This window comes from Sulfitobacter sp. M13 (assembly GCF_053474885.1).
This window is the reverse complement of record NZ_CM130281.1, coordinates 2608411-2633559: the sequence shown is the minus strand read 5'-3', so window position 1 is coordinate 2633559 and position 25149 is coordinate 2608411. Positions and strand designations below refer to the sequence as shown.

General features: G+C 60.0%; 21 protein-coding genes. 11 read left to right on the top strand and 10 right to left on the bottom strand.

Annotated elements, in window-relative coordinates; all coding sequences use genetic code 11:
• Window positions 1-83: 83 nt before the first annotated feature.
• From ACVBAU_RS12650 to ACVBAU_RS12640, 3 genes are all read right to left on the bottom strand, one after another.
• Window positions 84-1082, bottom strand: coding sequence for an ABC transporter permease (locus tag ACVBAU_RS12650; protein WP_448326677.1), 999 nt, complete (start codon window positions 1080-1082; stop codon window positions 84-86).
• Window positions 1075-2142, bottom strand: coding sequence for an ABC transporter permease (locus ACVBAU_RS12645; RefSeq protein ID WP_138923004.1), 1068 nt, complete (start codon window positions 2140-2142; stop codon window positions 1075-1077). The genes ACVBAU_RS12650 and ACVBAU_RS12645 overlap by 8 nt, the downstream gene beginning before the upstream one ends.
• Before the next feature lie 139 nt (window positions 2143-2281).
• Entirely contained in the window at window positions 2282-4003 is a 1722-nt protein-coding gene (locus ACVBAU_RS12640; protein WP_448326676.1) for a peptide ABC transporter substrate-binding protein, read from the bottom strand.
• A 309-nt stretch (window positions 4004-4312) separates the two neighbouring features.
• Here ACVBAU_RS12640 and ACVBAU_RS12635 point away from each other — a divergent pair, with 309 nt between their 5' ends.
• From ACVBAU_RS12635 to ACVBAU_RS12615, 5 genes are all read left to right on the top strand, one after another.
• The gene (locus ACVBAU_RS12635; protein ID WP_448328989.1) at window positions 4313-6145 is read left to right on the top strand and encodes an ABC transporter ATP-binding protein; all 1833 of its coding nucleotides are present in this window, start codon (window positions 4313-4315) and stop codon (window positions 6143-6145) included.
• A gap of 12 nt (window positions 6146-6157) precedes the next feature.
• A complete protein-coding gene (gene argE, locus ACVBAU_RS12630) occupies window positions 6158-7318 on the top strand; it encodes an acetylornithine deacetylase (protein ID WP_138923006.1) in 1161 nt (386 codons plus the stop codon).
• Window positions 7319-7448: 130 nt separating this feature from the next.
• On the top strand, window positions 7449-8795 hold the full coding sequence (locus tag ACVBAU_RS12625) for an NAD(P)/FAD-dependent oxidoreductase (RefSeq protein WP_448326675.1): 1347 nt from the start codon (window positions 7449-7451) through the stop codon (window positions 8793-8795).
• Between the two features lie 25 nt (window positions 8796-8820).
• Entirely contained in the window at window positions 8821-9984 is a 1164-nt protein-coding gene (locus tag ACVBAU_RS12620) for a M20 aminoacylase family protein (RefSeq protein WP_335744223.1), read from the top strand.
• A 68-nt stretch (window positions 9985-10052) separates the two neighbouring features.
• A complete protein-coding gene (locus ACVBAU_RS12615) occupies window positions 10053-11216 on the top strand; it encodes a M20 aminoacylase family protein (protein WP_448326674.1) in 1164 nt (387 codons plus the stop codon).
• Window positions 11217-11251: 35 nt separating this feature from the next.
• On the opposite strand, the gene ACVBAU_RS12610 is transcribed toward ACVBAU_RS12615, so the two are convergent.
• The 3 genes from ACVBAU_RS12610 to moaA are packed head-to-tail and all read right to left on the bottom strand — an operon-like array spanning window position 11252 to window position 14611.
• Complete coding sequence (locus ACVBAU_RS12610; RefSeq protein WP_448326673.1) at window positions 11252-12313, bottom strand: glycosyltransferase family 4 protein; 1062 nt, start codon at window positions 12311-12313, stop codon at window positions 11252-11254.
• Window positions 12310-13596, bottom strand: coding sequence for a 3-deoxy-D-manno-octulosonic acid transferase (locus ACVBAU_RS12605; RefSeq protein ID WP_448326672.1), 1287 nt, complete (start codon window positions 13594-13596; stop codon window positions 12310-12312). Before ACVBAU_RS12605 ends, ACVBAU_RS12610 begins: the two co-directional genes overlap by 4 nt.
• Before the next feature lie 7 nt (window positions 13597-13603).
• Window positions 13604-14611 (bottom strand): GTP 3',8-cyclase MoaA, encoded by a 1008-nt coding sequence (gene moaA, locus ACVBAU_RS12600; protein WP_448326671.1) that lies wholly within the window; start codon window positions 14609-14611, stop codon window positions 13604-13606.
• 85 nt (window positions 14612-14696) lie between these two features.
• On the opposite strand from moaA, the gene ACVBAU_RS12595 reads away from it, so the two are divergent.
• Window positions 14697-15218, top strand: coding sequence for a hypothetical protein (locus ACVBAU_RS12595; protein ID WP_138923013.1), 522 nt, complete (start codon window positions 14697-14699; stop codon window positions 15216-15218).
• 88 nt (window positions 15219-15306) lie between these two features.
• On the opposite strand, the gene ACVBAU_RS12590 is transcribed toward ACVBAU_RS12595, so the two are convergent.
• Genes ACVBAU_RS12590 through glmU form a run of 3 tightly spaced genes read right to left on the bottom strand, consistent with a single transcriptional unit; the run spans window position 15307 to window position 19234 of the window.
• On the bottom strand, window positions 15307-16038 hold the full coding sequence (locus ACVBAU_RS12590; protein WP_448328987.1) for a DNA alkylation repair protein: 732 nt from the start codon (window positions 16036-16038) through the stop codon (window positions 15307-15309).
• 20 nt (window positions 16039-16058) lie between these two features.
• A complete protein-coding gene (gene glmS / locus ACVBAU_RS12585) occupies window positions 16059-17879 on the bottom strand; it encodes a glutamine--fructose-6-phosphate transaminase (isomerizing) (RefSeq protein ID WP_448326670.1) in 1821 nt (606 codons plus the stop codon).
• A 2-nt stretch (window positions 17880-17881) separates the two neighbouring features.
• Window positions 17882-19234, bottom strand: coding sequence for a bifunctional UDP-N-acetylglucosamine diphosphorylase/glucosamine-1-phosphate N-acetyltransferase GlmU (gene glmU / locus ACVBAU_RS12580; protein ID WP_448326669.1), 1353 nt, complete (start codon window positions 19232-19234; stop codon window positions 17882-17884).
• 118 nt (window positions 19235-19352) lie between these two features.
• Between glmU and ACVBAU_RS12575 the strand changes: the two genes are divergently transcribed.
• On the top strand, window positions 19353-20024 hold the full coding sequence (locus tag ACVBAU_RS12575) for an HAD-IA family hydrolase (RefSeq protein WP_138923017.1): 672 nt from the start codon (window positions 19353-19355) through the stop codon (window positions 20022-20024).
• 13 nt (window positions 20025-20037) lie between these two features.
• Window positions 20038-21231, top strand: coding sequence for a DegT/DnrJ/EryC1/StrS family aminotransferase (locus ACVBAU_RS12570; RefSeq protein WP_448328985.1), 1194 nt, complete (start codon window positions 20038-20040; stop codon window positions 21229-21231).
• A 98-nt stretch (window positions 21232-21329) separates the two neighbouring features.
• On the opposite strand, the gene ACVBAU_RS12565 is transcribed toward ACVBAU_RS12570, so the two are convergent.
• Window positions 21330-21800: a pyridoxamine 5'-phosphate oxidase family protein gene (locus ACVBAU_RS12565; protein WP_138923019.1), complete on the bottom strand. Its 471-nt coding sequence runs from the start codon at window positions 21798-21800 to the stop codon at window positions 21330-21332.
• A 144-nt stretch (window positions 21801-21944) separates the two neighbouring features.
• Here ACVBAU_RS12565 and ACVBAU_RS12560 point away from each other — a divergent pair, with 144 nt between their 5' ends.
• The 3 genes from ACVBAU_RS12560 to ACVBAU_RS12550 are packed head-to-tail and all read left to right on the top strand — an operon-like array spanning window position 21945 to window position 25119.
• Complete coding sequence (locus tag ACVBAU_RS12560) at window positions 21945-23108, top strand: isovaleryl-CoA dehydrogenase (RefSeq protein ID WP_138923020.1); 1164 nt, start codon at window positions 21945-21947, stop codon at window positions 23106-23108.
• Window positions 23105-23596 (top strand): lysozyme inhibitor LprI family protein, encoded by a 492-nt coding sequence (locus ACVBAU_RS12555; protein ID WP_448326668.1) that lies wholly within the window; start codon window positions 23105-23107, stop codon window positions 23594-23596. The genes ACVBAU_RS12560 and ACVBAU_RS12555 overlap by 4 nt, the downstream gene beginning before the upstream one ends.
• Window positions 23596-25119 (top strand): AMP-binding protein, encoded by a 1524-nt coding sequence (locus ACVBAU_RS12550; protein ID WP_448326667.1) that lies wholly within the window; start codon window positions 23596-23598, stop codon window positions 25117-25119. The genes ACVBAU_RS12555 and ACVBAU_RS12550 overlap by 1 nt, the downstream gene beginning before the upstream one ends.
• The last annotated feature ends 30 nt before the right edge of the window (window positions 25120-25149 follow it).

Below are 25149 nucleotides of genomic sequence, written 5' to 3'. Positions count from 1 at the left end.
AAAGGGAGGCCGCAGCCCCCCTTCACCCTTTTTATAAATACTCAATCCTGTCCGCAGCCCCAAGCGCTATGACCGGCAGAGGATCACCGCCCGCGCAACCGCGGGTCAAGCGCATCGCGCAGCCCGTCGCCCAGATAGTTCACGCTAAGCACAGTCAGGGAAATCGCGATACCGGGCAGGATCACCCGTTCGGGGAATTCCTGCATACGCGACACGGCATCCGACAGCAGCTTGCCCCATGTCGGATAGTCCGACGGGAAGCCCACGCCCAGAAAGCTTAGCGCGCTTTCAGTGATGATCGCCGTGGCGAGCCCAAGTGTAGCAGATACCATGATTGGGGAAATCACATTGGGCAGCAGGTGCTTGCGGATGATCTTGCCTGACCGCGTGCCGATGGACCGCGCCGCGAGGATGAATTCACGCTCTTTCAGCGCCAGGATGTCGCCGCGTACGATCCGCGCCGTCTGCATCCAGGACGTCAGCCCGATGATCCCCACAATCAGAATAAACATGCCGCCTTCGGGGCCGAACCGCGCATTCAGCGGTTGCCGGAACAGGGTCACCGCCAGCAGCGTCAAAGGCAGGATCGGCAGCGACAACACCAGATCAGTGAACCGCATCAGCCAGAAATCGAGCCGTTTGAAGTAGCCCGAGATTACCCCGATGGCCGACCCGATCACCAGTGCCAGTCCCATCGCGAGCCACCCCACGGCCATCGATACGCGGCCTCCGGCGATCATCTGCGCCATGATATCACGGCCCAGCTGATCTGTTCCAAAGGGGTGCGCCCAACCGGCCTTTGCTTCGCTGTCAAACAGCAGTTGATAGATCGGGCGCCAGTTCTTGTTGCGGATATCAAGCGTTTTGGGATCCACGTCCCAAAGGAAGGGGCCAAACAGCACGGCGAGCGTGATGAACAGCAAGAAGCCTCCGCCAAATACAGCACCCTTGTGCTTGCGAAACTGCTGCCAGACGTCGATCCATTGGCTCCGCGGCGGTTTTTGTGGCTCTTTGTCGACCAGCGCGCCGTAAAGTTCGATGTCAGCCTCAAGCGGGCTTGCGGGAGTGGCTTGCTCAGTCATAGCGGATCCTTGGGTCAAGCAGGCCGTATAGAACATCGGCAATCAGGTTGAACAGAACGATGAGGATGGCGAAGATAAAGGTCAGCGTCATCACCATGGGAAGGTCATTGGCAAAGAGCGCAGTCAGCAGCAGCTGCCCGATCCCGTTTACCTTGAACACGTTTTCGGTGATGATCGCGCCCCCAAAGATCGCGGGCATCCCAAGTGCTATGACCGTGACCACCGGGATCATAGAGTTGCGCAAGACGTGAACCAGCACGACGGATGTCTCACGCAGGCCCTTGGCACGGGCGGTGCGGACGTAATCCTGATTCAGGTTGTCCAGCATCGCCCCCCGCATATAGCGGCTGATCTGTGCGGTGGTTTGCAGCGCCAGCACCATCACGGGCATGACCATCTGCATGAACTGGACCTTAAAGCTTTCCCAGTCCGTCACGACATGGGTGGTGTCATAGATCGACGGCAACCACCCTAGCGATACAGAGAATACAACGATCAGCAGCGGGCCAGTAAAAAAGGGCGGGATCGAAAAGCCAACCATTGTCACGAATGTCCCGGCCTGATCGAACAGCGAATAGTGGCGATAGGCAGAATAGATACCGATGGGGATCGCGATCAGGATCCCCACGATATAGCTGAGCCCAACCACCCAAAGGGTCTGCGGCATCCGCTGGATCACGATATCCATGATCGGGCTGCGGGTCTGCCAGCTGATGGCGCGTTGCACAGGGCGTACGGCGCCGGTGTCGGGGTCGATGAAGGTCGACAGGCTGGTGTCGGGCAGCCAGCCCAACAGGAAACTGTCACGGGTGGCCCAGTCGATGAAGACCTGAGGCTCTACCCAGAAAAACTGGATCAACCATTTGTAGTATTGCACATAAATCGGCTGCCCGAGGCCAAGCGCCTCGCGCATTTTCTGTTTCACTTCTGGTGGGACAGTCAGGGGCACCTGAGCCATCGGATCGCCGGGGGCCAGTTGCAGCAGCAAGAAGATAATCAGGCTGATAAACAAAAGCGTTGGTATCGACAAAAGTAGTCGACGAATGGTGAAGGTCAGCATGCACAGCGCCTTTGCAAGTCGGTCTAGGAGGAGGGGAAGCGTGTCAAAATCGAAGGGAGGCGCGATTTCGCACACATTCAAAATGGCATCAAGGTCAGAGGAGCACGCAGGGCGCGTGCTCCTCTGACCTTGGGCGTGATTATTCTTTCACGCGGTACCAGTCGGCGGCATTCCAAAGTTCGGAATCCCATGTGTTCAGGATCACGCCGCCCAATGTGTTGGACGCAGCGGAAACCCGGCCACGGTCGACCAGCGGAACGATGGTCATGGTGTCACGCGTGATGATGTTGTTCAGCTTTTTGGCGATCTCGCCACGCTTGTCCAACGCGCCCGTGCGCGACAGTTCGTCCAGCAGCTCATCATATTCTTCGCTGCAGAAACGGTTGATGTTTTCACCCTGCCATTGGCTGGATGGCTTGGGTTCGTTGCCGCAACGGTAGGCAGACAAGTAGGCCTGCGGGTCGGTGCCGTCAAAGTTGTTCGCGTACATTTCAACGTCGGCATAGAACTTCTGGAAGGTGTCAGGCGAACCGGGGTCACCACCGAAGAAGACCGAAGAATCAAGGTTGCGCAGCTCGACTTCGACACCGATCTGGTTCCACCAGTCTTTGATCAGCGCCTGGAAATCCTGCCGCACAGCGTTGGTCGAGCTCTGGAACAGCAGGGCCAGTTTCTCACCGTCTTTGTCACGGATGCCATCGCCATCGGTGTCAGTCCAGCCGGCTTCTTCCAGCAAGGCTTTGGCGCCTTCAAGATCCTGCGTCAGACATTCAGTGTTGTCGGATGCGTAAAGCTCGGGGGCGGGGACAAGGTTACAGGTTGCACGGCCGGCTTGGCCGTACCCGACTTCGACCAGCAAAGGACGGTCGATCGCCATGGAAAGCGCCTTGCGGACTTTGAAGTCCGACAGAATCGGGTGCGGATGCGCAAGCGTCGCACGTTCACCTTCTGGCAGGTCTGGCGACGGATCGGTCATGTTCATTTCGATCCGTTCGACCAAGGTACCGAATGCAGAGATCGCCTGACCTTTACCGCCTTCAGCCATCTTCGCCAGTACGTCGGGGGCCAGCTGCATGTTCCAGGCATAGTCGTATTCGCCGGTTTCCATCACGGCACGGCCCGCCGCATTCGCATCACCACCACCCTTGAGGGTCAGGGTCGCAAACGCAGGTTTGTTCGGATCGCGGTAGTTGGGGTTGGCTTCCATCTGGATCACGTCATTGGGACGGAAGTCCGTGACGCGGAACGGGCCGGTGCCGATGGGGTTAAAGTTCGCTTCGGTACATTCCGGTGCCTTGGACCCCAGACAATCCTTGAACTGCGCAGCCTGAATGATCGGGGATTGCGCGCCCATGAACGGGCCGTAAGGGTTGGGCTTGGCATCAGAAAAATGGACGGTCACCGTCAGATCATCCACGATATCGATGCTTTCGACACCATCAAATTTTGACGCCTGCGCGCAACCGCCTTCGGGGTGCATACAGTATTCAGCGGTGAATTTCAGGTCTGCGGACGTCACCGGCGTACCATCAGACCACAGCAGGCCTTCTTGCAACTTCCAAGTTACAGATTTCAGATCTTCGGACACGCCGCCGTTTTCAACGGTGGGAATTTCGGCAGCCAGATAGGGCACCAGTGCGCCGGTTTCGTCATAGCGGCCCAGTGGTTCGAGCACGAGGCTCGCGGCCTCGAGGTCCTTGGTGCCGCCCGACAGATAGGGGGTCATGATCGAGGGCGCTTGCCAGTAGATCACTTTTACCTCGCCGTCGCGTCCACGCTCGCCTTCATGGGCGGCGCCAAATGCGGCGGGGGCAATCGCTACGGAAGCCGCAGCCCCCAGTAACAGGGTTTTCATGTTCATAGCTTACTCCTTGTTGGACACCGGTGATTTTTTTTGGTGCCTTTTTTATGGTCCGTCTTTCTGGCACTGCCAAAACCGTCACTCTTGATCGACGCAGGGTAGGTGGGGCGTCGGGGCTGGCAAAGTTGCCCGCTACATTGCCCGTTTTTTCGGCCACGCCAATTACGTTGAAGCATCGAAACAGGTTTGAAAAAAAAAGCAAGCCTCCAAAGCTGTGGATGTTAGCGGTCGCGCTGACGGATTTGACACCAGAGGATGATTGGCCTTAGCGTCGTCGGATTGATTAAACGAGAAGCGCTGGAAAATACCATGCTAGACGAGGCAAAGCCGACACCAATCGCGCAAATTCAAGAGCTTAGGGTCGAATTTCAAACTCAGGACGGACCCGTCTTGGGGGTGGAGGACGTCAGCTTTGACATTAATGCGGGTGAAACCGTCTGCGTTGTGGGCGAATCCGGCTCGGGTAAGTCGGTGTCTTCTTTGTCGTTGATGCGTCTGGTCGAGTTCGGCGGCGGAAAAATTGCTGGCGGACGCCTATTATTTGAGCGACAGAACGACCCCGCTGTCGATTTAGCGCGCACAGATCAAGATGTGATGCGCAAAATTCGCGGCAATGAGATCGGCATGATCTTTCAGGAACCGATGACCGCGCTGAACCCGGTCTTTACCGTGGGCCGCCAGCTGACCGAAGGGCTGCGCCTGCACAAAAACATGTCCAAGTCGCAAGCCGAGGCGCGTGCGCTCGAACTGTTGACCCAAGTACGCATTCCCGAGCCCGCCCGCCGGATCAAGCAATACCCGCATGAACTGTCAGGCGGGATGCGCCAGCGGGTTGTGATCGCCATGGCGCTTGCCTGTTCGCCACGGTTGCTGATCGCGGATGAACCCACCACCGCACTTGATGTGACCATTCAGGCCGAAATCCTTGCGCTGATAGACCGGCTTAAACGCGAGACCGGCACCGCGGTGATGTTTATCACCCATGATATGGCGGTTGTGGCCCAGATGGCTGACCGCGTCGTCGTCATGTTCCGCGGCAAGAAGGTCGAAGAGGGCACGGTCGAGGAAATCTTCGAGAACCCGCAGCACCCCTATACCAAAGCGCTGCTGGCCGCTGTGCCGAAGCTGGGCGAAATGCGCGGCAAGGCCTACCCCGAACCGATGAGGCTGCTCGGCACCGAAGACAAGGAAATCGTGCCCATCAAAGGGACCGAGGAGACGCTGCTGACGGTCAAGAACCTGACCACGCGCTTTCCGGTCCAGGGCGGCTTTCTGCGCCGCACGGTTGCTAATGTCCATGCGGTCGAAGACCTGTCGTTCACCATCAACAAGGGCCAGACGCTGAGCCTTGTGGGCGAATCCGGCTGCGGTAAATCCACGGCAGGGCGGTCTATTCTGCGGCTGGTCGAACCCCAGTCGGGGGAGGTCAACCTTGACGGCAAAGACATCATGGCACTGGATCCGCGTGGCCTGCACAAGGCGCGGCTGGACATGCAGATGATCTTTCAGGACCCGTTTGCCTCGCTCAATCCGCAAATGCAGCTGTCGGATCAAGTGGCCGAACCGATCCATAACTATGGCACGCTCAAGGGGGCCGAGCTGACCAAACGCATCGAGATGCTGTTTGACCGCGTGGAACTACCGCGCAGCTTTATGCGGCGTTTCCCCCATGAATTGTCAGGCGGGCAACGCCAACGGGTGGCGATCGCACGCGCCTTGGCCCTGAACCCTAAGCTGATTGTGGCAGACGAGGCCGTGTCGGCGCTGGATGTGTCGGTGCAGGCGCAGGTGGTCAATCTGATGCTTGAGCTGCAGCAGGAATTGGGACTGTCCTTCCTTTTCATCAGCCACGACATGGCGGTGGTCGAACGGGTCAGCCACTATGTCGGCGTCATGTATCTGGGACGGATCGTAGAGATGGGCACCCGGGCGCAGGTGTTCGAAAATCCGCAGCACCCTTATACCCAAGCCTTGATGAAGGCCGTTCCCATCGCTGATCCGCGTCGCCGCAAAAAGGAAAGCGAACTGAACTTTAAACCGATCCCGTCGCCGATCCATCCGACAAGCTATGTCGCGGAACCCTCTGTTTACAAAACCGTATCCGCGGGCCATCAGGTGCTGATCACCGATAGCGGATACTAAAGGACCTCATTGATGACTGCGCGCATGACCCCGTTTGAGCTGATGGAAAAACTTGTCAGCTTTCCCACCGTCTCACGAGACACAAATATCCCGCTGATCGACTGGGTGGCGGAGTATCTCGAAAGCCACGGCATCGCGTCACACCGCTATATTCACCCCGATCAGCCCAAGCACGCGCTTTTTGCGCATGCCGGCCCGTGGGAAGAAGGCGCGGTTGTCCTCTCTGGTCATACAGATGTGGTGCCTGTCGACGGCCAGCCCTGGGACAGTGATCCGTTCACCGTGGTCGAACGGGACGGGCGCTATTATGGCCGTGGCTGCTGCGATATGAAGGGTTTCGACGCGCTGGCGATCTGGGCCTTGGTAGAGGCACATCATGCTGGCGTGCAACGCCCGCTGCAAATCGCGCTGAGCTTTGACGAGGAAATCGGCTGCACCGGTGCGCCTCCGATGATCGAAGCGATGCAGCCGGTGCTGCCCAAGGGCGCGTTAGTGATCGTGGGCGAACCCTCCACGATGCAGGCGGTGACAGGGCACAAGGGTGGGACGGGGTTCAACACCCATGTCGTTGGCTTCGAGGTCCATTCGTCGCTGCTGCACACCGGCGTCAACGCGATCATGGCAGGGGCCAAGCTGATCGAGTGGGCCAATGAGGTGAACACCGAAAACATGGCGCGCAAACCCAGCGACCTTGCCGCGATGTTCAACCCGCCTTTCACCACCGCACATGTGGGCGTGATCTCTGGCGGGACGGCCCATAATATCACCGCCAAGGATTGCCATTTTGCAATGGATTTCCGGGTTGTCCCCGGCGAAGACAAAGACGCCTGGGGCACCGCCTATCTTGAAAAAGTGCGCGAAGTCGAACAGCAGATGCAAGAGGTCGTCCCCGAAACCTATATCGAGATCACGCCCCGTTTTGACGTGCCAGCACTCAAACCCGAGAAAGACGGGCTGGCCGAAACCTTTGTGCGCCAGATCACCGGCGACAACGCCAGCCACAAAGTCAGCTACGGCACCGAGGCAGGGCAGTTTCAGGAAGCAGGCTACAGCGCGGTGGTCTGCGGCCCCGGCGACATTGCGCAGGCGCACCAGCCCAACGAATACATCGAAGTCACCCAATTTGAGGCCGGCCATCAATTCATGCGCGACCTGCTTGAACGGTTGAAATGACCCAGCGCAGCGGCCCTCTTCTTCCAAATGGTACCAAATCCCGGGGGAGGGACCGCCCTGCGGCGCCGGGGGCTGGCCCCCGACCCAGGCCTGCGCCGCCCGCGACGCCAACGCAGAACAGAGCCTGACCATGCAGCCGTTCCCGATTAATGCCATCACCCCCATCACCTATCCCGGCCCGCCCCCTGCGGCCTCGGATATCATTGTGATCGGCGGCGGGATCATCGGGGTCTGCACCGCGCTCTTTCTTGCGCGTGACGGGCATTCTGTGACCTTGCTGGAAAAAGGCCGCATCGCTGCCGAACAATCCAGCCGCAACTGGGGCTGGATCCGGCAACAGGGGCGGGATCCTGACGAGATGCCTATCATGGCCGAGGCGCAGGCGATCTGGCGTGATCTGGCAGGGCAAACAGACGTCGATATCGGTCTACGGCAAGGCGGAATTGCCTATTTGGCGCAGAAACCGGCGCAACTTGCCGGCTACGAAGACTGGCTGCCCCATGCGCGGGCCAATGGCGCGGATAGCAAGATGTTGACGGCTGCCGAGGTGACGCGGCTCTTTCCCACCCTCGCCACACCGCAGATCGGCGCGTTGATCACGCCGTCGGACATGCGCGCGGAGCCTTGGGTCGCCGTGCCCGCACTGGCCGGTATCGCCGCCCGCGAGGGCGTGCAGATCATCGAAAATTGCGCCGTACGTGCACTCGACATTGCTGCGGGGCGTGTTGCAGGGGTGATCACCGAACAGGGCCGTATCAAATCCTCGCAGGTGGTTCTGGCGGGCGGTGCCTGGTCGGCGCTGTTTCTACGCAACCACGGTATTTCGATGCCGCAACTCTCTGTGCGCGAAAATGTGGCAGCGACAGAGCCCTTGCCCGAAGTCTATGCGGGTGCGGTATCAGACGGGCGGGTCGCATTCCGTCGCCGCGAGGATGGCGGCTATACCCTTGCCCCACCCGGTGCGCCCGAGCTGTTCGTCGGGCCGGATGCGTTCCGCGCGTTGCCTCACTTTATGACGCAATTGCTTGCCGATCCCTTTGGCCAACGGCTCCATCCGTTTGCACCCAAAGGCTTCCCCGATGCATGGGGAACCAAACGGCGCTGGCAGCCGGACGCCCCATCCCCGTTCGAGGCGATGCGCATCCTGGATCCCGCCCCCAATATGGCCAAGATCCGCCGCCTGCTGCGTGATTTTTCGGCGATGTTTCCGGAATTTGGTCCGATAAAGCTGAAATCCGCATGGGCAGGTATGATCGACACCATGCCCGATATTGTCCCTGTCGTAGATACCGTGGGAGCACTGCCGGGGCTCACGATTGGCACCGGCATGTCAGGCCACGGCTTCGGCATAGGGCCGGGTATGGGCCGCGTTTTGGCTCGTCTGGCAACCGGAGAGGGTGCTGGCCATGATCTTAGCCGGTTCCGCCTTGCGCGGTTCACCGATGGAAGTCCCATGATATTGGGCCCCAACGTTTAGTCATAATAAAAAGGAACGCGCGCCGATGCCGATCAAGAACCGCTTTGCCGAAACACACGCCGAGATCACAGCATGGCGGCGTCACCTGCACACCATTCCCGAACTGCAATTCGATCTTCCACAGACCGCGGGTTTTGTCGAAGAGAAGCTGCGCAGTTTTGGCATCACCGATATCACGACAGGCGTGGCGCAAACCGGTATCGTCGCGGTGATCGAGGGAAAGACCAATACCTCGGGGCGCAGCATCGGGTTGCGGGCGGATATGGACGCGCTACCGATCACAGAGGCGACGGGGCTTGAATATGCGTCAAAAACAGCGGGCAAGATGCACGCCTGCGGCCACGACGGGCATACCGCTATGCTGCTTGGTGCGGCGCAATACCTGGCGGAAACACGCAATTTCGACGGGCGCGCAGTGCTGATCTTTCAACCCGCCGAAGAGGGCGGCGGTGGCGGCAATGTCATGGTCGAGGAAGGTCTGATGGAGCGGTGGTCGATCGACGAAGTGTACGGCATGCACAATATGCCTGATCAGCCTGTCGGCACATTCGCGATCCGGTGTGGGGCGTTGCTGGCGGCGGCGGATGAATTCGATATTACAATCACCGGGCAGGGTGGTCATGCCGCTGCCCCCCATGAAGCGATTGATACCAACCTTGCTGCGGCCCATGTCGTCGTGGCACTGCAATCCATTGCCGCGCGCAATGTCGACCCGATCAAGAATGCGGTGGTGTCGGTCTGCACCATGCGATCCGACACCGACAGCCACAACGTCTTGCCGCAGACAGTGCGTTTGCGCGGCACGGTCCGCACACTTGATGCAAGCATCCGCGATCTGGTGCAAGACCGCTTGCAATCGGTCGTGACCCATACCTGCGCGGCCCATCAATGTACCGCCGACATCACCTATGAACGCGGATACCCGATCACGGTGAATGCTGAGACCAACACCGGCTATGCCGCCGATGTGGCGGAAAACATCACGCCCGGTGTGGACCGTGACACGCCCCCGATTATGGCGGGGGAGGATTTCTCGTATATGCTGAACCAGCGCCCCGGTGCCTATATCATGTTGGGCAATGGCGACGGGCCCACCGTCCACCACCCTATGTATAATTTCAACGATGACGCGATCCCCGCAGGTTGTAGCTGGTACGCGGAAATGATTGAAACAAGATTGCCAGCCTAGCCAGCGGCTTGCCCTGAAAAGGGGCACGCCGCATGCTTTTATCCCCCAGACTTCGAGGACTTCGAAAAATGCCCGTTAAGAACCGATTTGCCGAATTGCACACCGACATCACCGCATGGCGACGTGATCTGCATGAACACCCCGAAATCTTGTTTGAGACACACCGCACCTCTGGCACGGTTGCTGATAAGCTGCGGGCCTTTGGCTGCGACGAAGTCGTCGAAGGCATCGGGCGTACGGGCGTTGTCGGCGTGATCAAGGGCAACTCTACCGCGTCGGGCAAGGTCATCGGGCTGCGCGCAGATATGGACGCGCTGCCGATCCACGAGCAAACCGGGTTGGACTATGCCTCCAAGACGCCCAACGCGATGCACGCCTGCGGCCACGACGGCCACACGGCGATGCTTTTGGGGGCGGCGCAATATCTGGCCGAAACGCGGAACTTTGACGGGACGGTCGTGGTGATCTTTCAGCCCGCCGAAGAAGGTGGCGGCGGCGGGCGCGAGATGTGCGAAGATGGCATGATGGACCGCTGGGGCATCCAAGAAGTCTATGGCATGCACAACTGGCCCGGTATTCCCGCAGGTCAGTTCAGCATTCGCCCCGGCCCGTTCTTTGCGGCCACCGATCTGCTCGAGATCGAGGTCGAAGGTCTGGGCGGCCACGCTGCCAAGCCGCATGAGACCATCGATACAGGCGTTGTGACCGCGCATATCATCACTGCGCTGCAAACCATCGTCAGCCGGAATGCGGACCCTGTGGGCAATATCGTGGTGTCCATTACCTCGATTGAATCCTCCTCCAAGGCATTCAACGTCATCCCGCAGCGTGTGAACCTGCTGGGCACCGTGCGCACTTTGTCAAACGACCTGCGCGATCTTGCAGAAAAACGCGTGACAGAGATTTGCGAAGGCATCGCCACCACCTTTGGCGCGACGGCACGGGTCAAATACGTGCGCAACTATCCGGTGATGGTGAACCACGACGCGCAGACCGAATTCGCGGCGGATGTCGCGCGCGGTATTTCAGGGCAATGTGACGAAGCGCCCTTGGTCATGGGCGGCGAGGATTTCGCCTTTATGCTCGAAGAGCGTCCGGGTGCTTATATTCTGGTCGGCAATGGCGACACCGCGATGGTGCACCACCCGATGTATAACTTTAACGACGATATCATCCCTGCCGGCTGCAGCTGGTGGGCAGGTATCGCCGAACAGCGTATGCCAATCGGCTAAGGCTCATGCGCATGGGGCGTGGGGAAACCCGCGCCCTATGCGGCCAGCAGTTTACGGTAAATCTTGACCAATGCCGCGGCTTCGCGCGCAATCGAAAAATCCGACACGACATAGCTGCGCCCGGCCTCTGCCCACGCCGCCAGACGCGTCCGGTCAGACAGGGCATCGCGTGTCGCGGCCTCAAGCGCGGGGATATTGTCTGGGTCCACCAGCAGGCCGGTTGTGCCTTGCACCACAAGCTTTTCAAACGCGCCCACACGGGTAGCGACGACTGGCACACCGCAGGCCATCGCTTCGATCGGGGTCAGTCCGAACCCTTCCCAGCGTTGCGGCGCGACATAAAGATCCAGCACACGGTAGAAATCGGCCATATCGCCTACGGGCACCTCTGGCAGAAAGAGCATCCGGTCCGACAGGCCCTCGGCACGGGCGCGGTCTTTCAGGCCTTTCTCGAAAGCTTCGTATTTCTCGGTCGCGCGCCCCATCACAAGGGCCACGACATCGGGATGATCGCGCAGGATGGGCAGCATGGCCTCGACAAAGGCATCAGTGCCCTTTTGCGCGCGGATACGGCCATAGCAGCCCACCAGCGTCGCATTCACCGGCAGCTTAAGCTCGACGCGCAAGGCGGCGCGGTCGGGCGAGGGGGCAAAACCTTCGGTGTTGATGCCATGCATGATCACATGGCCGGGGTTTTCCAGATAGGCGTTGGTCCGGTCCGAGGTCGCAACCACGGTATCCATCCGCCGGATCAGCCAGCGCGTCAGGCCGGTCTGCTCGCGTTGGCTGGCCGAGGTGAACATCAGCCTGAGCCGTTTGCCCAGCAGATAGCGCAGCGCCAGCCCGCTCAGCATCTCTACGTTACGCCGCGCGTGCCAGACCCGCCAACCAGAGGCTGATGGCCCCCGCCGCGACATGGTGATCAGCGACGACAAAGGCACCTGTGGCACGTCCTCGGGGACGACAGGACCGGTCGCTACGATCGATATGTCACGTGATTGCACCGGCACCAGCCGCATCACAGTGGCGGTGACGCCGCTCAGCCGGCGCTTGAAGTTCGGGGCGATCACATCGGTGCGGGCAAGAGGGTGCGTCATGGGGTATCCAACTTGAGAGTGGTGATCAGACGGCTGGCTATCGCATCCAGCTGGTCGTCCTGCGCGGCGATGAAACGGGATGCGGCTGCGGTCATCGTCGCGAGCTCTTGGGGATTGGTCAAGAGCGACAGAACACGGGCGGTCAGGTCTTCGCCGTCCGCCACAATCCGCGCGGCCCCTTCGGTTTCAAGCTGCGCATAGGTCTCTGCAAAAGCCGCGACATGGTTGCCTGAAAGCACAGCAGCGCCCGATTGCGCCACCTCGAACGGGTTGTGCCCGCCAATGGGCAAAAGAGAGCCGCCCAGAAAAACCACGTCAGACAGGCTGTACCACAGACCCAATTCACCCAGCGTATCCGCCAGATAGACTTGCCCGCCCGGCGCGTCGCCGCGGCTGCGCCGTTGGACGGTCAGGCCAGCATCATGGGCCAGTACCTCGACCGCGTCGCCGCGTTCGGGATGGCGGGGGGCAAGTATCAGACAGAGATCGGGCAGGTCGCGTAACAGCTTGCGGTGCGTCGCAAGTACAGTCCGTTCTTCGCCTTCGTGGGTCGAGGAGGCAACCCATACGGGCCGCCCGTCAAGCGCCGCGGTCACCCGTGCAAGCGCCTTGTCGTCGACAGGCAGAGGGCCGGCCATAGATTTTAGATTCACCCCGCGCGACACGCGATCGGCAGGGGCGTGCATGCGGATCATATTGCGTGCCATCGCGTCATTCTGGGTCAGGATCAGCGTAAAAACATCAAACAGATAGCAGGCTGTGCGAGGCCATTTCTCCCAGAAATCCACGGTCTTGTCAGACATCCGTGCATTGACCAAGGCCATCGGCGCACCTGTCGCATGGGTCCGGCGCAGCATCTGGGGCCAAATCTCGCTTTCGACAAAAATCGCGGCATCGGGGCGCCAGTGGGACAAAAAGCGCTTAAGGGGGCCGGGCGCGTCAAGCGGGGCGAACTGGTGCACGCTGCGCGGCGGCAGACGCTGCGCCACCAGCTTGGCCGAGGTCGCGGTGCCCGATGTGATCAGGAATTGCGCGTCGGGCAGCATGATGCCCATGCGGGTGATCAACGCCAGCACCGACAGGCTTTCTCCGACCGATGCTGCATGGACCCAGACCAGCTTGCCATCCGTCTGGCGCGGCAGCGTCGCAATACCGCGTTTCTCGCCCGCGCGGGCAGCGGGCACATCTTGCCCGTGCAGTTTGCGGGCCTCTGCGCTGGCGGCAAAGGGGATCAGGCAGCGGCTGGCAAGAACCCAGGCGCGGTACAGAAAGGGCGCGGACACGGTCGGGTCAGCCGCCTGTGTGGCTCATGTGGCGGGGCATCTGCCCATCCAGCTTTTGCCGTGAGTAATCAAAGTCATGGCCCTTGGGCTTTAGGTTGATCGCCGCGCGGATGGCGTCTTTTAGGGGGGCGTCATCCTCGGGGTGGTTGCGCAAGGGCGCACGCAGGTCGGCCACGTCTTCCTGACCCAGACACATATAGATCTCGCCCGTGCAGGTGATCCGCACGCGGTTACAGCTTTCGCAGAAATTATGGGACAACGGCGTGATAAACCCGATCTTCTGACCGGTCTCTTCAAGCCGCACATAACGGGCAGGCCCGCCAGTGTTCTCTGCCAAATCGGTAACGGTGTAGTGATCCTCGTAGGCGCGGCGCACGTCTTTGAGGGACCAGTACTGGCCCAAACGGTCCTCGTTCCCGAGATCGCCCATGGGCATCACCTCTATCCACGTCAGATCAATGCCGCGCTCGGCACACCACGCGGTCATGCTGGGCAGCTCGGCCTCGTTAAAGCCCTTCAGCGCCACGGCGTTGATTTTGACCCGCAGCCCCGCATTTTGCGCAGCATCAATACCGCGCAGGACTTGGGGCAGGCGGCCCCAGCGTGTGATATCGGCAAACTTTTGATCGTCCAGCGTATCCAGCGACACATTCACGCGGCGCACACCGGCGGCATAAAGGTCGGCGGCGTAACGCTCCAGCTGGCTGCCATTGGTCGTCAACGTCAGCTCTTTGAGCGTGCCGGCGTCCAGATGGCGGGTCATGCTGTTAAAGAAGGTCATGATACCCTTCCGCACCAAAGGCTCGCCCCCTGTGATGCGCAGCTTTTGCACGCCGAGATCGACAAAGTTGGTGCACAGCCGATCCAGCTCTTCCAAGGACAGAAGTTCCTTTTTGGGCAGGAAGGTCATATTCTCGGACATGCAATAAACACAGCGAAAGTCACAGCGATCTGTAACAGAGACGCGCAGATAGGTGATAGCGCGGGCGAACGGGTCAATCAAAGGTGCATTCATATCCCATAGGTAAACATCGGCCCATCGCGGGGCAAGTAGCATTTAGGAGATTGAAGCGGCTTCGTTGGAAGGTTAGATTTATTCCATGAAACATTATATTATTTTAGGTATCGCTGTCGTGGGTCTGGCCGGATGTGCCGGCGTAACGGATCGTATGGGTCTGGGTAACAAGGCCGGCGACGAAAGTACGCCCGCGGTTACAGCAGAAACTGGTGTCGAAACGGGCGAAACGGCAACACCGTCGCCGGCCACCACCGCGCCGCGCCCGCCTGCAGCTGCGCGCACGGCGGATGCCTTGGATACCACGACGGCTGAACAGCGCGCCGAGGCGTCCAAACCCGCAGCGTCGGGGGCCAAGTCACTTGGCACGACCGTGGCCTCGCTTGGCAGTGCGACCGAACCGGGGCTGTGGCTGAAAACGCCGCTGGTGAAATCAGAGATGCAGGGCCGCGTGACCAACCCCGCGACTGGTAAATCCTCTACCGTAGAGCTGATCCCGCTGGACGGACCTGCATCGGGCGGCAGCCGTATGTCACTGTCTGCATTGCGGTTGATCGGGGCGTCGCTGACGGATCTGACCAAGGTCGAAGTGTCAACGAACGGGTAACTCTGGCGGTCCTATAACATCAAATGCAAAACGGGCGTCCGAGGAAAACCTTGGACGCCCGTTCTCGTTCAGGATCAGCCATGCAATTTCAGTCTTCCGACGTTGCGTCGGTGTCATCGGCTGCTGCTTCAAGCGGGAAGTCTGGCATATACCGTGCCGCCTCTTTGATCGCATAAGGCTTGAGGGGCGTGCGGTTGGCTTCGATAAACTCTGCGGCCCGCGCTGGATCATGACGGCTGAGGTCGCGTACCCACCACGCGATGGCCTTTTGCAAGATACCGTTCTTGACCGGCAGATAGCCCGCCGCCCAGCCAAGAATACGCTCGCGGGCGTCCAGCTCTTCGGGTTTTGGGTTATTCTGCTTGGTCCACGGTAATGTGGCGACCAAAGCTGCGCGCTTTGACCAAAGCTCTCCGGATTGGGCCCAGATTTCGACAACATCCAGACGCTGAGGATCGGCAAGCAACCGCTTTTGCGCCGCCATACAGGCGTGATCGGCGATGGCCCAGCTGTCAAAATCGGGCACCCAGCTTTGGATCAACTGCCACGCCGCTTCGTCATCGGGGCGCAGGCGGGCTTGGGTCAGCAGTTTCGCCGCCGCGAGCCGGGCTTCGAAAATGTCAGTCTGCCACAGTGCGTCCGCCAGTGAAATCCGGTCAGCCAACGACAGCTCGGCCCGCCAGGTTTTGGTCAGATCGTTGATCTGCGGGTTGGTCACGCCCAGATAGGGGCGATCCACCTTGTGAGTGCTGTGCAGTTTGTCGACGGCAGTGTGGTCAGCCAATGCGTTGAGCTGCGCCATATAGGGAGTTAGGTTCATTCTCATATAGGGAGTTAGGTTCATTCTACGGTCACCGATTTGGCTAGGTTGCGTGGCTGGTCGACATCTGTCCCCTTGGCGATGGCAGTATGATAGGCCAGCAGTTGGGCAGGGATGGCATAAAGGATCGGGGCGAGTGCATCTGCAACCGGCGGCATTTCGATCTGCCCCCATGTGCCTTCGGATTCTGCATCCAGTCCTGCGCGGTCCGAGATCAAGATGACCTTGCCCTTGCGCGCCATGACTTCTTGCATGTTGCTGACGGTTTTATCGAACAACGCGTCGTTGGGGGCCATGACCACCACGGGAACGTTCTCGTCGATCAGAGCGATGGGCCCGTGCTTTAGCTCTCCGGATGCATAAGCTTCGGCGTGTATATAGCTGATTTCTTTTAGTTTCAATGCACCTTCTAGGGCGAGGGGGAACATCGCGCCGCGCCCCAGAAACAGCACGTCGCGTGCCGAAGACAGCTTGTAGGCCTCGTCGCGCAGCGCCTCGTTTTGTTCGAGCGCAGTATTGATCAGCGACGGCATGGACCGCAGGCCAGAGACGTAATCTGCCTGCTCTTCCTTGGTGATTGCACCGCGGTCCACGGCGCCTTTCAGCACCATAAGGAACAGGACGGTCAACTGGCAGGTGAACGCTTTGGTGGATGCCACACCGACCTCTACGCCAGCATGGATCGGCAGCGCCAGATTGCTTTCACGTGCAATTGAGGACTCAGTGACATTCACGACCGAGGCGATCAGATCAGCCTTGCCCGCGCAATAGCGCAGGGCTGCGAGTGTATCGGCGGTTTCGCCCGACTGGCTGACAAACAGGGCCATCGTCCGGTCGGAAATCGGCGGTTCGCGGTACCGGAATTCCGAGGCCACATCGACCTCAACCGGCAGGCGGGCAATCTGCTCGAACCAGTATTTTGCCGTGAGGCAAGCATAAAAGGCCGTCCCGCAGGCGACCATGGTGATCCGGTCGAGCTTGGTGAAGTCGAGGCCCGGATCGGGCAGCATGATCTCTCCGTCCGCGGTCAGGTAGCGCGACAGCGCCTCGCCGATGACGGCAGGCTGTTCGGCGATCTCTTTCGCCATAAAGTGTTTGTGGCCGCCTTTGTCGATGCGGGTGGTGTCGAGGCTGATTTTCTTAACCACACGATCAACGGGCGCGTCATTGGCATCGTAAATCTTGACCGATGTACGGGTCAGCACAGCGCGGTCGCCTTCTTCAAGGTAGGTCACGCGGTCCGTCATCGGCGACAGGGCAATCGCGTCGCTGCCCAGATACATCTCGTTGTCGCCATAGCCCACGGCAAGCGGGGCCCCTTTGCGTGCGCCGATCATCAGATCGTCTTCGCCGTCAAACAGGAACGCCAGCGCAAAGGCCCCGTGCAGACGTGCGATGGTTTTGGTTGCGGCATCAACCGGGCCCAATCCTTCGGCCATGTACTTCTGGGTGAGCAGCGCAACGGTTTCCGTGTCCGTTTCGGTCACGAATTTTACGCCGTCCTCGGCCAGCTCAGCCCGCAGTTCGCGGAAGTTCTCGATGATACCGTTGTGCACGACTGCCACGGGTCCCGCCTGATGCGGGTGGGCGTTGGTGACGGAGGGGGCACCGTGGGTGGCCCAACGGGTGTGGCCGATGCCTGACTTGCCGGCCAGCGGCTCATGCACCAACAGGTCTGACAGGTTTACCAGCTTTCCGACTGCCCGGCGGCGGTCCAGCTTGCCTGCGTCAACCGTGGCGATACCGGCGCTGTCATAGCCGCGGTATTCTAGGCGTTTCAGGGCTTCGACGAGGGTAGGCGCAACTTCGTGTTGGCCAAGGATACCGACAATACCACACATAATTAGCTGCCTCTCTGCTGTTTGGCCTTCTTAGCCTTTAACATTTCGAACAATTTCCGGGCCATGCCGGGTTTTTCTACCTGCGGTGCGCGCGCAAGCGCCAGTGCGTCTGCCTCTACATCCGACGTGATCACCGAGCCTGATCCTGTCATCGCGCCGTCGCCGATATGCACGGGTGCCACCAGCATGGTGTTTGACCCGATAAACGCATTGGCCCCGATATGGGTATGGTGCTTCATCACGCCGTCGTAGTTGCAGGTGATTGTCCCCGCGCCGATGTTGGCTTTGGCACCGATGGTGGCGTCGCCGATGTAGCTTAGGTGGTTCACCTTGGCCCCTTCGGCGATCTGCGCGTTCTTAACCTCGACAAAGTTGCCGATGCGCACATCCTCGGACAGCTCTGCACCGGGGCGCAGACGGGCGTAGGGGCCGATGATGCCACCACGGGCGACATGGCACCCTTCAAGGTGGCTGAACGCGCGGATAGTGGCACCGGATTCGATGGTCACGCCGGGGCCGAAAACCACGTTGGGTTCGATCACCGTATCGCGGCCGATATAGGTATCGCGTGCGAAATAGACGGTATCGGGGGCCATCAGCGTGATGCCGTCTTCCAGCATCGCCGCACGAGCCCGCGATTGGAACGCGGCATCGGCAGCGGCCAGATCAGCGCGGGAATTCACGCCCATTGTTTCGGCCTCGTCACAGGTGACAGCAGTGGCTTTCAGCCCGCGATCCCGTGCAATGCCGATGATGTCGGTGAGGTAGTATTCTTCCGACGCGTTGTCATTGCTAACGGCGTCAACTAGGTCAAACAATAGATCAGATTTGCAAGCAACAACGCCACTATTACAAAGCGTTATCGCGCGCTCTTCATCTGTGGCGTCTTTGTATTCGACGATGCGATCCAGGCTGTCGCCTTGCATTACCAGCCGGCCATAGCGCGCGGGATCGGCAGCGTCGAAGCCCAACACAACGACATCGTTCGACTTCAGCGCGTCACACATTTTTTCGAGGGTTTCAGTCTGCACAAAAGGCGTATCTCCGTACAGCACGATGGCCGTCCCGTCGAACCCTGCAAGGGCCTCGCGTGCCTGTCCAACGGCATGGGCCGTGCCAAGCTGCTCTTCTTGGACCACAACCTGCGCTTCGTCGTCAAATGCTTGGGCTGCGGCACGCACCTGATCGGCACCGTGACCCGCAACAACGACCGTACGGGCAGGCGATAATGCCGCGCCAGAGGCCATAGCGTGTTCTAAAAGCGGTGCGTGGGCGACGGCATGCAGAACCTTTGGCAGGTCCGATTGCATACGGGTACCTTTGCCTGCGGCCAAAAGGATCAGTGCGACTTCCATGTATAATCTCTTTAATCAATTTAATGTCCGCTCTCTTTACCTTGTTGACGATTTTGCGCAAGGCTAGGGGTCATCAAAGAAGATTTCCGCCTGCAACACATTCAGCAAAGGAATGCCGATGAAAACGGTAGTATTCGACCTCGACGGGACCTTGGCAGACACCAGCGGTGACTTGATTGCCGCGGCCAATGCGTGCTTCCGGGATATGGGCGAGGGCGATGTTCTGGACGCGAAAACCGACGCGGGCACGGCCTTGAAGGGCGGGCGCGCGATGCTGCGTTTGGGAATGGAACGGCTGGGTCGGGCAGAAGACGAGGCAACGATCGACCGCTATTATCCCATGCTGCTAGAGGCCTATGGCCGCGAGATCGACACGCATACGGTGCTTTACCCCGGCGCGATGCAGGCAGTAGCGGCGTTGAAAGCCGCAGGTTACCGCGTGGCAATCTGCACCAACAAACCCGAAGCGCTGGCCCATACGCTGCTGACAAGGCTCGGCGTGCGTGATGCCTTTGGCGCGATGGTGGGGGCTGACACGCTGGCGATGCGCAAGCCTGATCCCGAACATCTGTTCGAAACGGCCCGCCGTGCCGGGGGTGATCCGGCGCTGTGCTTGCTGGTGGGGGATACCAACACCGACCGCGAGACGGCGCGCGCGGCGGGGGTGCCTTGCGTGCTGGTGTCCTTTGGCCCCTCGGGTGACGATATGGCGGCACTGGCCCCCGAAGCCTTGCTGGACCACTATGACGACCTGCCTGATATCGTGACCCGTCTGATCGGTGCAGCCTGACATGGCAGCAAAAATGGCAGAGGTCTTCACCGGCAGCTTTACCCAACAAGAACCCATTCCCGAAGACGCCATTGACGCCGCTGTCGCCGTAATGCGCCACGGGCGACTGCACCGCTATAACACCGTGGTCGGAGAGACTGCAGAGGTCGCGCTGCTTGAGCAGGAATTCGCAGCGATTGTCGGGGCGAAATACTGCCTTGCCGTCGCATCGGGCGGCTATGCCATCGCGACCGCCCTGCGGGCTGTCGGCGTCAAACCCGGAGACCGGGTGTTATCCAACGCCTTTACACTCGCCCCTGTGCCCGGTGCAATTGCCGCGGTCGGGGCAGAGCCTGTCTTTGTCGATGTGACAGAGGGGCTGGTGATCGATCTGGAGGATCTGGCTGGCAAACTGGATCATGCGCGGGTTCTGCTGCTAAGCCATATGCGGGGTCACATTTGCGATATGGACGCGCTGATGACGCTTTGTGATGCCGCCGGTGTCACCGTGGTCGAGGATTGCGCGCATACCATGGGGGCCAGCTGGAACGGCGTGCCTTCGGGGCGGCATGGGGCTGTGGGATGCTATTCGTGCCAGACGTATAAACATGTTAACGCAGGCGAGGGCGGACTGCTGGTCACCGATGATCCCGAGGTGGCAGCGCGGGCGATCATGCTGTCGGGGTCTTATATGCTCTATGAACGGCATGTGGATGGCCCCCCGCCCGAAACCTTCGAGGCGATCAAATACGACACGCCCAATATTTCAGGCCGGATGGACAATCTGCGCGCCGCGATCCTGCGTCCGCAGGTGCGGCGGCTTGATGCTCAGATTGCCAAGTGGAATGCGCGGTATCAGGTCGTCGACGACGGTTTGCGCGATACCCCTGGGCTGACCGTGATCGGCCGCCCCGAGGCAGAAGACTTTGTCGGATCATCAATTCAGTTCCTGCTATCAGGCTGGCAGTCATCCGCCATAGAAGCCGTCCTGTCACGCTGTGCCGCCCGCGGCGTGGAGCTTAAGTGGTTCGGCGGCGCAGAACCTGTCGGTTTCACCAGCCGCTATGATTCATGGCACTACGCCAAATCCCCCGCGCTGCCCGCCAGCGATGCAGTGCTTGCCAGCATCATTGACATGCGCGTACCGCTGACATTCTCGTTAGAGGATTGTGCCATGATTGCGCGCATTATCCGCGGCGAAGTCTCGCGTGTGTTCCAGCAGGGGTAACGGCGCACCGGCCCGTCGCGTTCGTTTAAATTTCCAAAGGGCCGGACGTCTGCCGGACCCTTATCCGTGAGATGGACGTCTATCCAGAGACCGCCCCTTTAGAAATTGATGACCCCGTGTTCGCCTGCATCTGGAACCTGCTTGGTCACGTTGGCTTTGGCGATCTCGTAGAGGAAGGACAGGCTGCCGCCGGTCAACCAGACCTCGGCCTGTTTCAGGTCCATGCGCACGAGTTGCACGTCGTCGTCCTTGCGCCCGTCCTTGAACCATGCCGCGGCAAAGGCGTTCCATAGTTCGTCCAGCTTGGCGGGGTCCGTAACAGCCTGAACCGTGCCGTCGATGCGAGCGTATAGATGTTCGTCCTTGCTGGTCACCAGATACTCTGCCGCGGCACCCGTTTGGGCCGATTTCGCCAGATCGGTATCACGTGCAGTGATGAACCACAGGCAGTTCGCGTCATGGTCGGCATAGTGGCTCATCGGGATGGCGCGGGCGGTGTCGGTGGCCAGCATCCCGATGCGGGTGTCATCAATGCGGTCCCAGAATTCTTTCTTCAATGATGTACTCATGTCGCTGCGTCCTTTCGTAAATGTGTTATAGGTGTAACATCAACGATGCAGGTCCAGTTCCCCGCCCGTGCGACATTCGCTTGACCGAATCCACGAGAAGTGTAGTGTAATGAACAACTGTTCAATAAACTCGGGGAGGGGTCTATGTTCAACACCACCATGAAATTCGATTTGGGCGATGATGTGAACGAGATGCGCGATATGGTGCATCGCTGGGCGCAAGAGCGGGTCAAACCAATGGCCGCTGATATTGATACTAAAAACGAATTCCCGCCCGAGCTTTGGGAAGAGATGGGCGGCCTTGGTCTGCTGGGTATGACGGTAGAGGAAGAGTTCGGCGGCTCTGGCATGGGGTATGTCGCGCATACCGTCGCGGTGGAAGAAATCGCGCGTGCTTCTGCCTCTGTCTCACTTTCTTACGGCGCGCATTCTAATCTGTGCGTCAACCAGATCCGCCTGAACGGTACCCCCGAACAAAAGGCGAAATTTCTGCCGGGTCTGTGCTCTGGTAAGCATGTGGGCGCGCTGGCGATGTCCGAACCCTCTGCGGGCAGCGACGTGGTATCGATGAAGCTACGCGCGGAAAAGCGCAACGACCACTACCGCCTGTCGGGCAACAAATATTGGATCACCAATGGCCCCGATGCCGACACGCTGGTCGTCTATGCCAAGACCGACCCCGATGCCGGATCAAAAGGGATCACCGCCTTCTTGATCGAGAAAGATATGAAGGGGTTCTCAACTGGTCAGCATTTCGACAAGCTGGGGATGCGCGGGTCGAACACGGCCGAGCTGATCTTTGATAATGTCGAGGTCCCGTTCGAAAACGTTCTGGGCAATGAAGGACGCGGCGTGGCTGTGCTGATGTCTGGCCTGGACTACGAACGTGTGGTGCTGGCAGGCATCGGCCTTGGGATTATGGCCGCCTGTCTGGACGAGATCATGCCCTATATGGCCGAGCGCAAGCAGTTCGGGCAGCCCATCGGGAACTTCCAGCTGATGCAGGGCAAGATGGCGGATATGTACACCGCGATGAATTCTGCCCGTGCCTATGTTTACGAGGTCGCCAAGGCCTGCGACCGCGGTGATGTGACCCGCGCCGATGCCGCCGCCTGCTGTCTCTATGCCAGCGAAGAAGCGATGAAACAGGCGCATCAGGCGGTGCAGGCAATGGGGGGCGCGGGCTATCTGTCTGACAACCCCGTGGGCCGTATCTTCCGCGACGCCAAGCTGATGGAGATCGGGGCAGGGACCTCGGAAATCCGTCGTATGCTGGTGGGCCGCGAGATGATGGGAGCGATGGCGTGAAACGCGTCGCCCTTGCCTTGATGCTGTGCGCCTCACCGCTTGCCGCGCAGGACCTGCAGTATAGCGATCGCGGGACAGAGCTCTGTCTGGCCGACGCAGAGGGCTATGCGGCAAAGCTGGCCTGCGCGGGCGCGTCGGCGAACCAGTGTATGGAGGATACGCCAGGCGGAAGCAGCACCTACGGCATGGGCGGCTGTCTGGACCGTGAACTGCAATTCTGGGACCAGCGGTTGAATGACAATTACGCCGCTGTGATGGTTCAGGCAAAACGGAGGGATGCGGATGCGGTACCCTCTTCCGAAGACAGAGCCGGTGTGGCTGACGCCCTGCGCGCGATGCAACGCGCCTGGATCGAATTTCGTGACAAAGCCTGCACCTATGAGGCTGCGCTGTGGCAAGGCGGCACAGGTCAGGGGCCTGCTGCGATCAGCTGCCTGATGGAGCAGACAGCGCGTCAGGCTCTGTCGCTGGACGTGTGGGAAGACTGATGGCCCACGCCCTGCCAGGACTGGACCGTTCGGGCGCATGGGATATTCCGGCGCGGATGAACATGGCAGCACAATGTCTGGCGCAGGATCCCGCGCAGCTGGCGATCATCGACATGACGGGCGACGCACGGCACGATGTAAGCTTTGGCGCGCTGTCCGATATGGTTGACGGATTGGCACGCGCGTTGGTGCAACGCGTGCAAGTTGGCGATCGTGTCGGCGTGCTGTTAGGGCAAAGCCCATGGTGCGCGGCTGCCCATCTTGCGATCTGGAAAATCGGTGCAATTTCAGTGCCTTTGTTCAAGCTCTTCAAGTATGATGCGCTGGCGTCGCGGGTGCGGGATGCGGGCGTACCGCTGGTTCTGACCGATCCCGAAGGGCGCGACCTGTTGGGCGATCTGGCGACCCCGTTGATGGCCGATAGGTTCGGTGTTGCGGGTGATCCTGTGCCTTTTGCCAGCACTAAACCCGACGATCCGGCGGTGCTGATTTATACCTCTGGCACAACCGGTCCACCCAAGGGCGCGCTGCATGGGCACCGGCTGCTTACAGGCCACTTGCCTGGCGTCTCGCTGAGCCATGATATTTTGGGGCAAAGCGGCGATTGCCTGTGGACCCCGGCGGATTGGGCATGGATCGGCGGACTGTTTGATGTGCTGATGCCGGCGTTGGCACTTGGCGTGCCGGTGGTCGCCGCGCGGTTGCCCAAATTCTCGCCCGAGGCCTGCGCCCGTATTATCCGGGACGGCGATGTGCGTAACGTGTTCTTTCCGCCAACCGCGCTGCGGATGCTCAAGGCCGAAGGGGCCGAGATTGCGGTCCTGCGATCGGTCGCATCGGGCGGGGAGCCTTTGGGGGCAGAGATGCTGGCGTGGGGGCGACAGGCCTTTGGCCTGTCGATCAACGAATTCTACGGCCAGACCGAATGCAATATGGTCGCCACCAGCGCAAGCAGCCAGTTTCCACCCCGCCCGGGATGTATCGGAAAACCTGTTCCAGGCCATGATGTCGCGGTGCTCGACGTGGATGGAAATCCGACAAAAGACGAAGGCGACGTCGCAATCCGCAAGGGATCGGCGTCGATGATGCTGGGCTATTGGCAGAGGCAGGATGAAACGGCGCAGAAATATCGCGGCGATTGGATGCTGACCGGCGATCGCGGCGTATTCGATGGCGACTATCTGCGCTTTGTCGGGCGCGAGGATGATGTGATTACGTCAAGCGGCTACCGCATCGGTCCGGCAGAGATCGAGGATTGCCTGCTGACCCATCCAGAAGTCGCAACCTGCGGTGTCGTCGGCAAGCCCGATGCGCTGAGGACCGAGATCGTCAAAGCTTATGTCGTGCGCAAATCCGGTGCGACCGTTGACGCACAGACCCTGCAAGACTGGGTCAAGACCCGCCTTGCCAGCTATTCCTACCCGCGCGAGGTGGCCTTTCTGGACGCTTTGCCAATGACCGTCACAGGCAAGGTGATCCGCCGCGAGCTCAAGGCCCGCGCCGCTGCCGAAGGGGCCGCATGATGCGACACCCGACCGTGACGTCCCCCCATT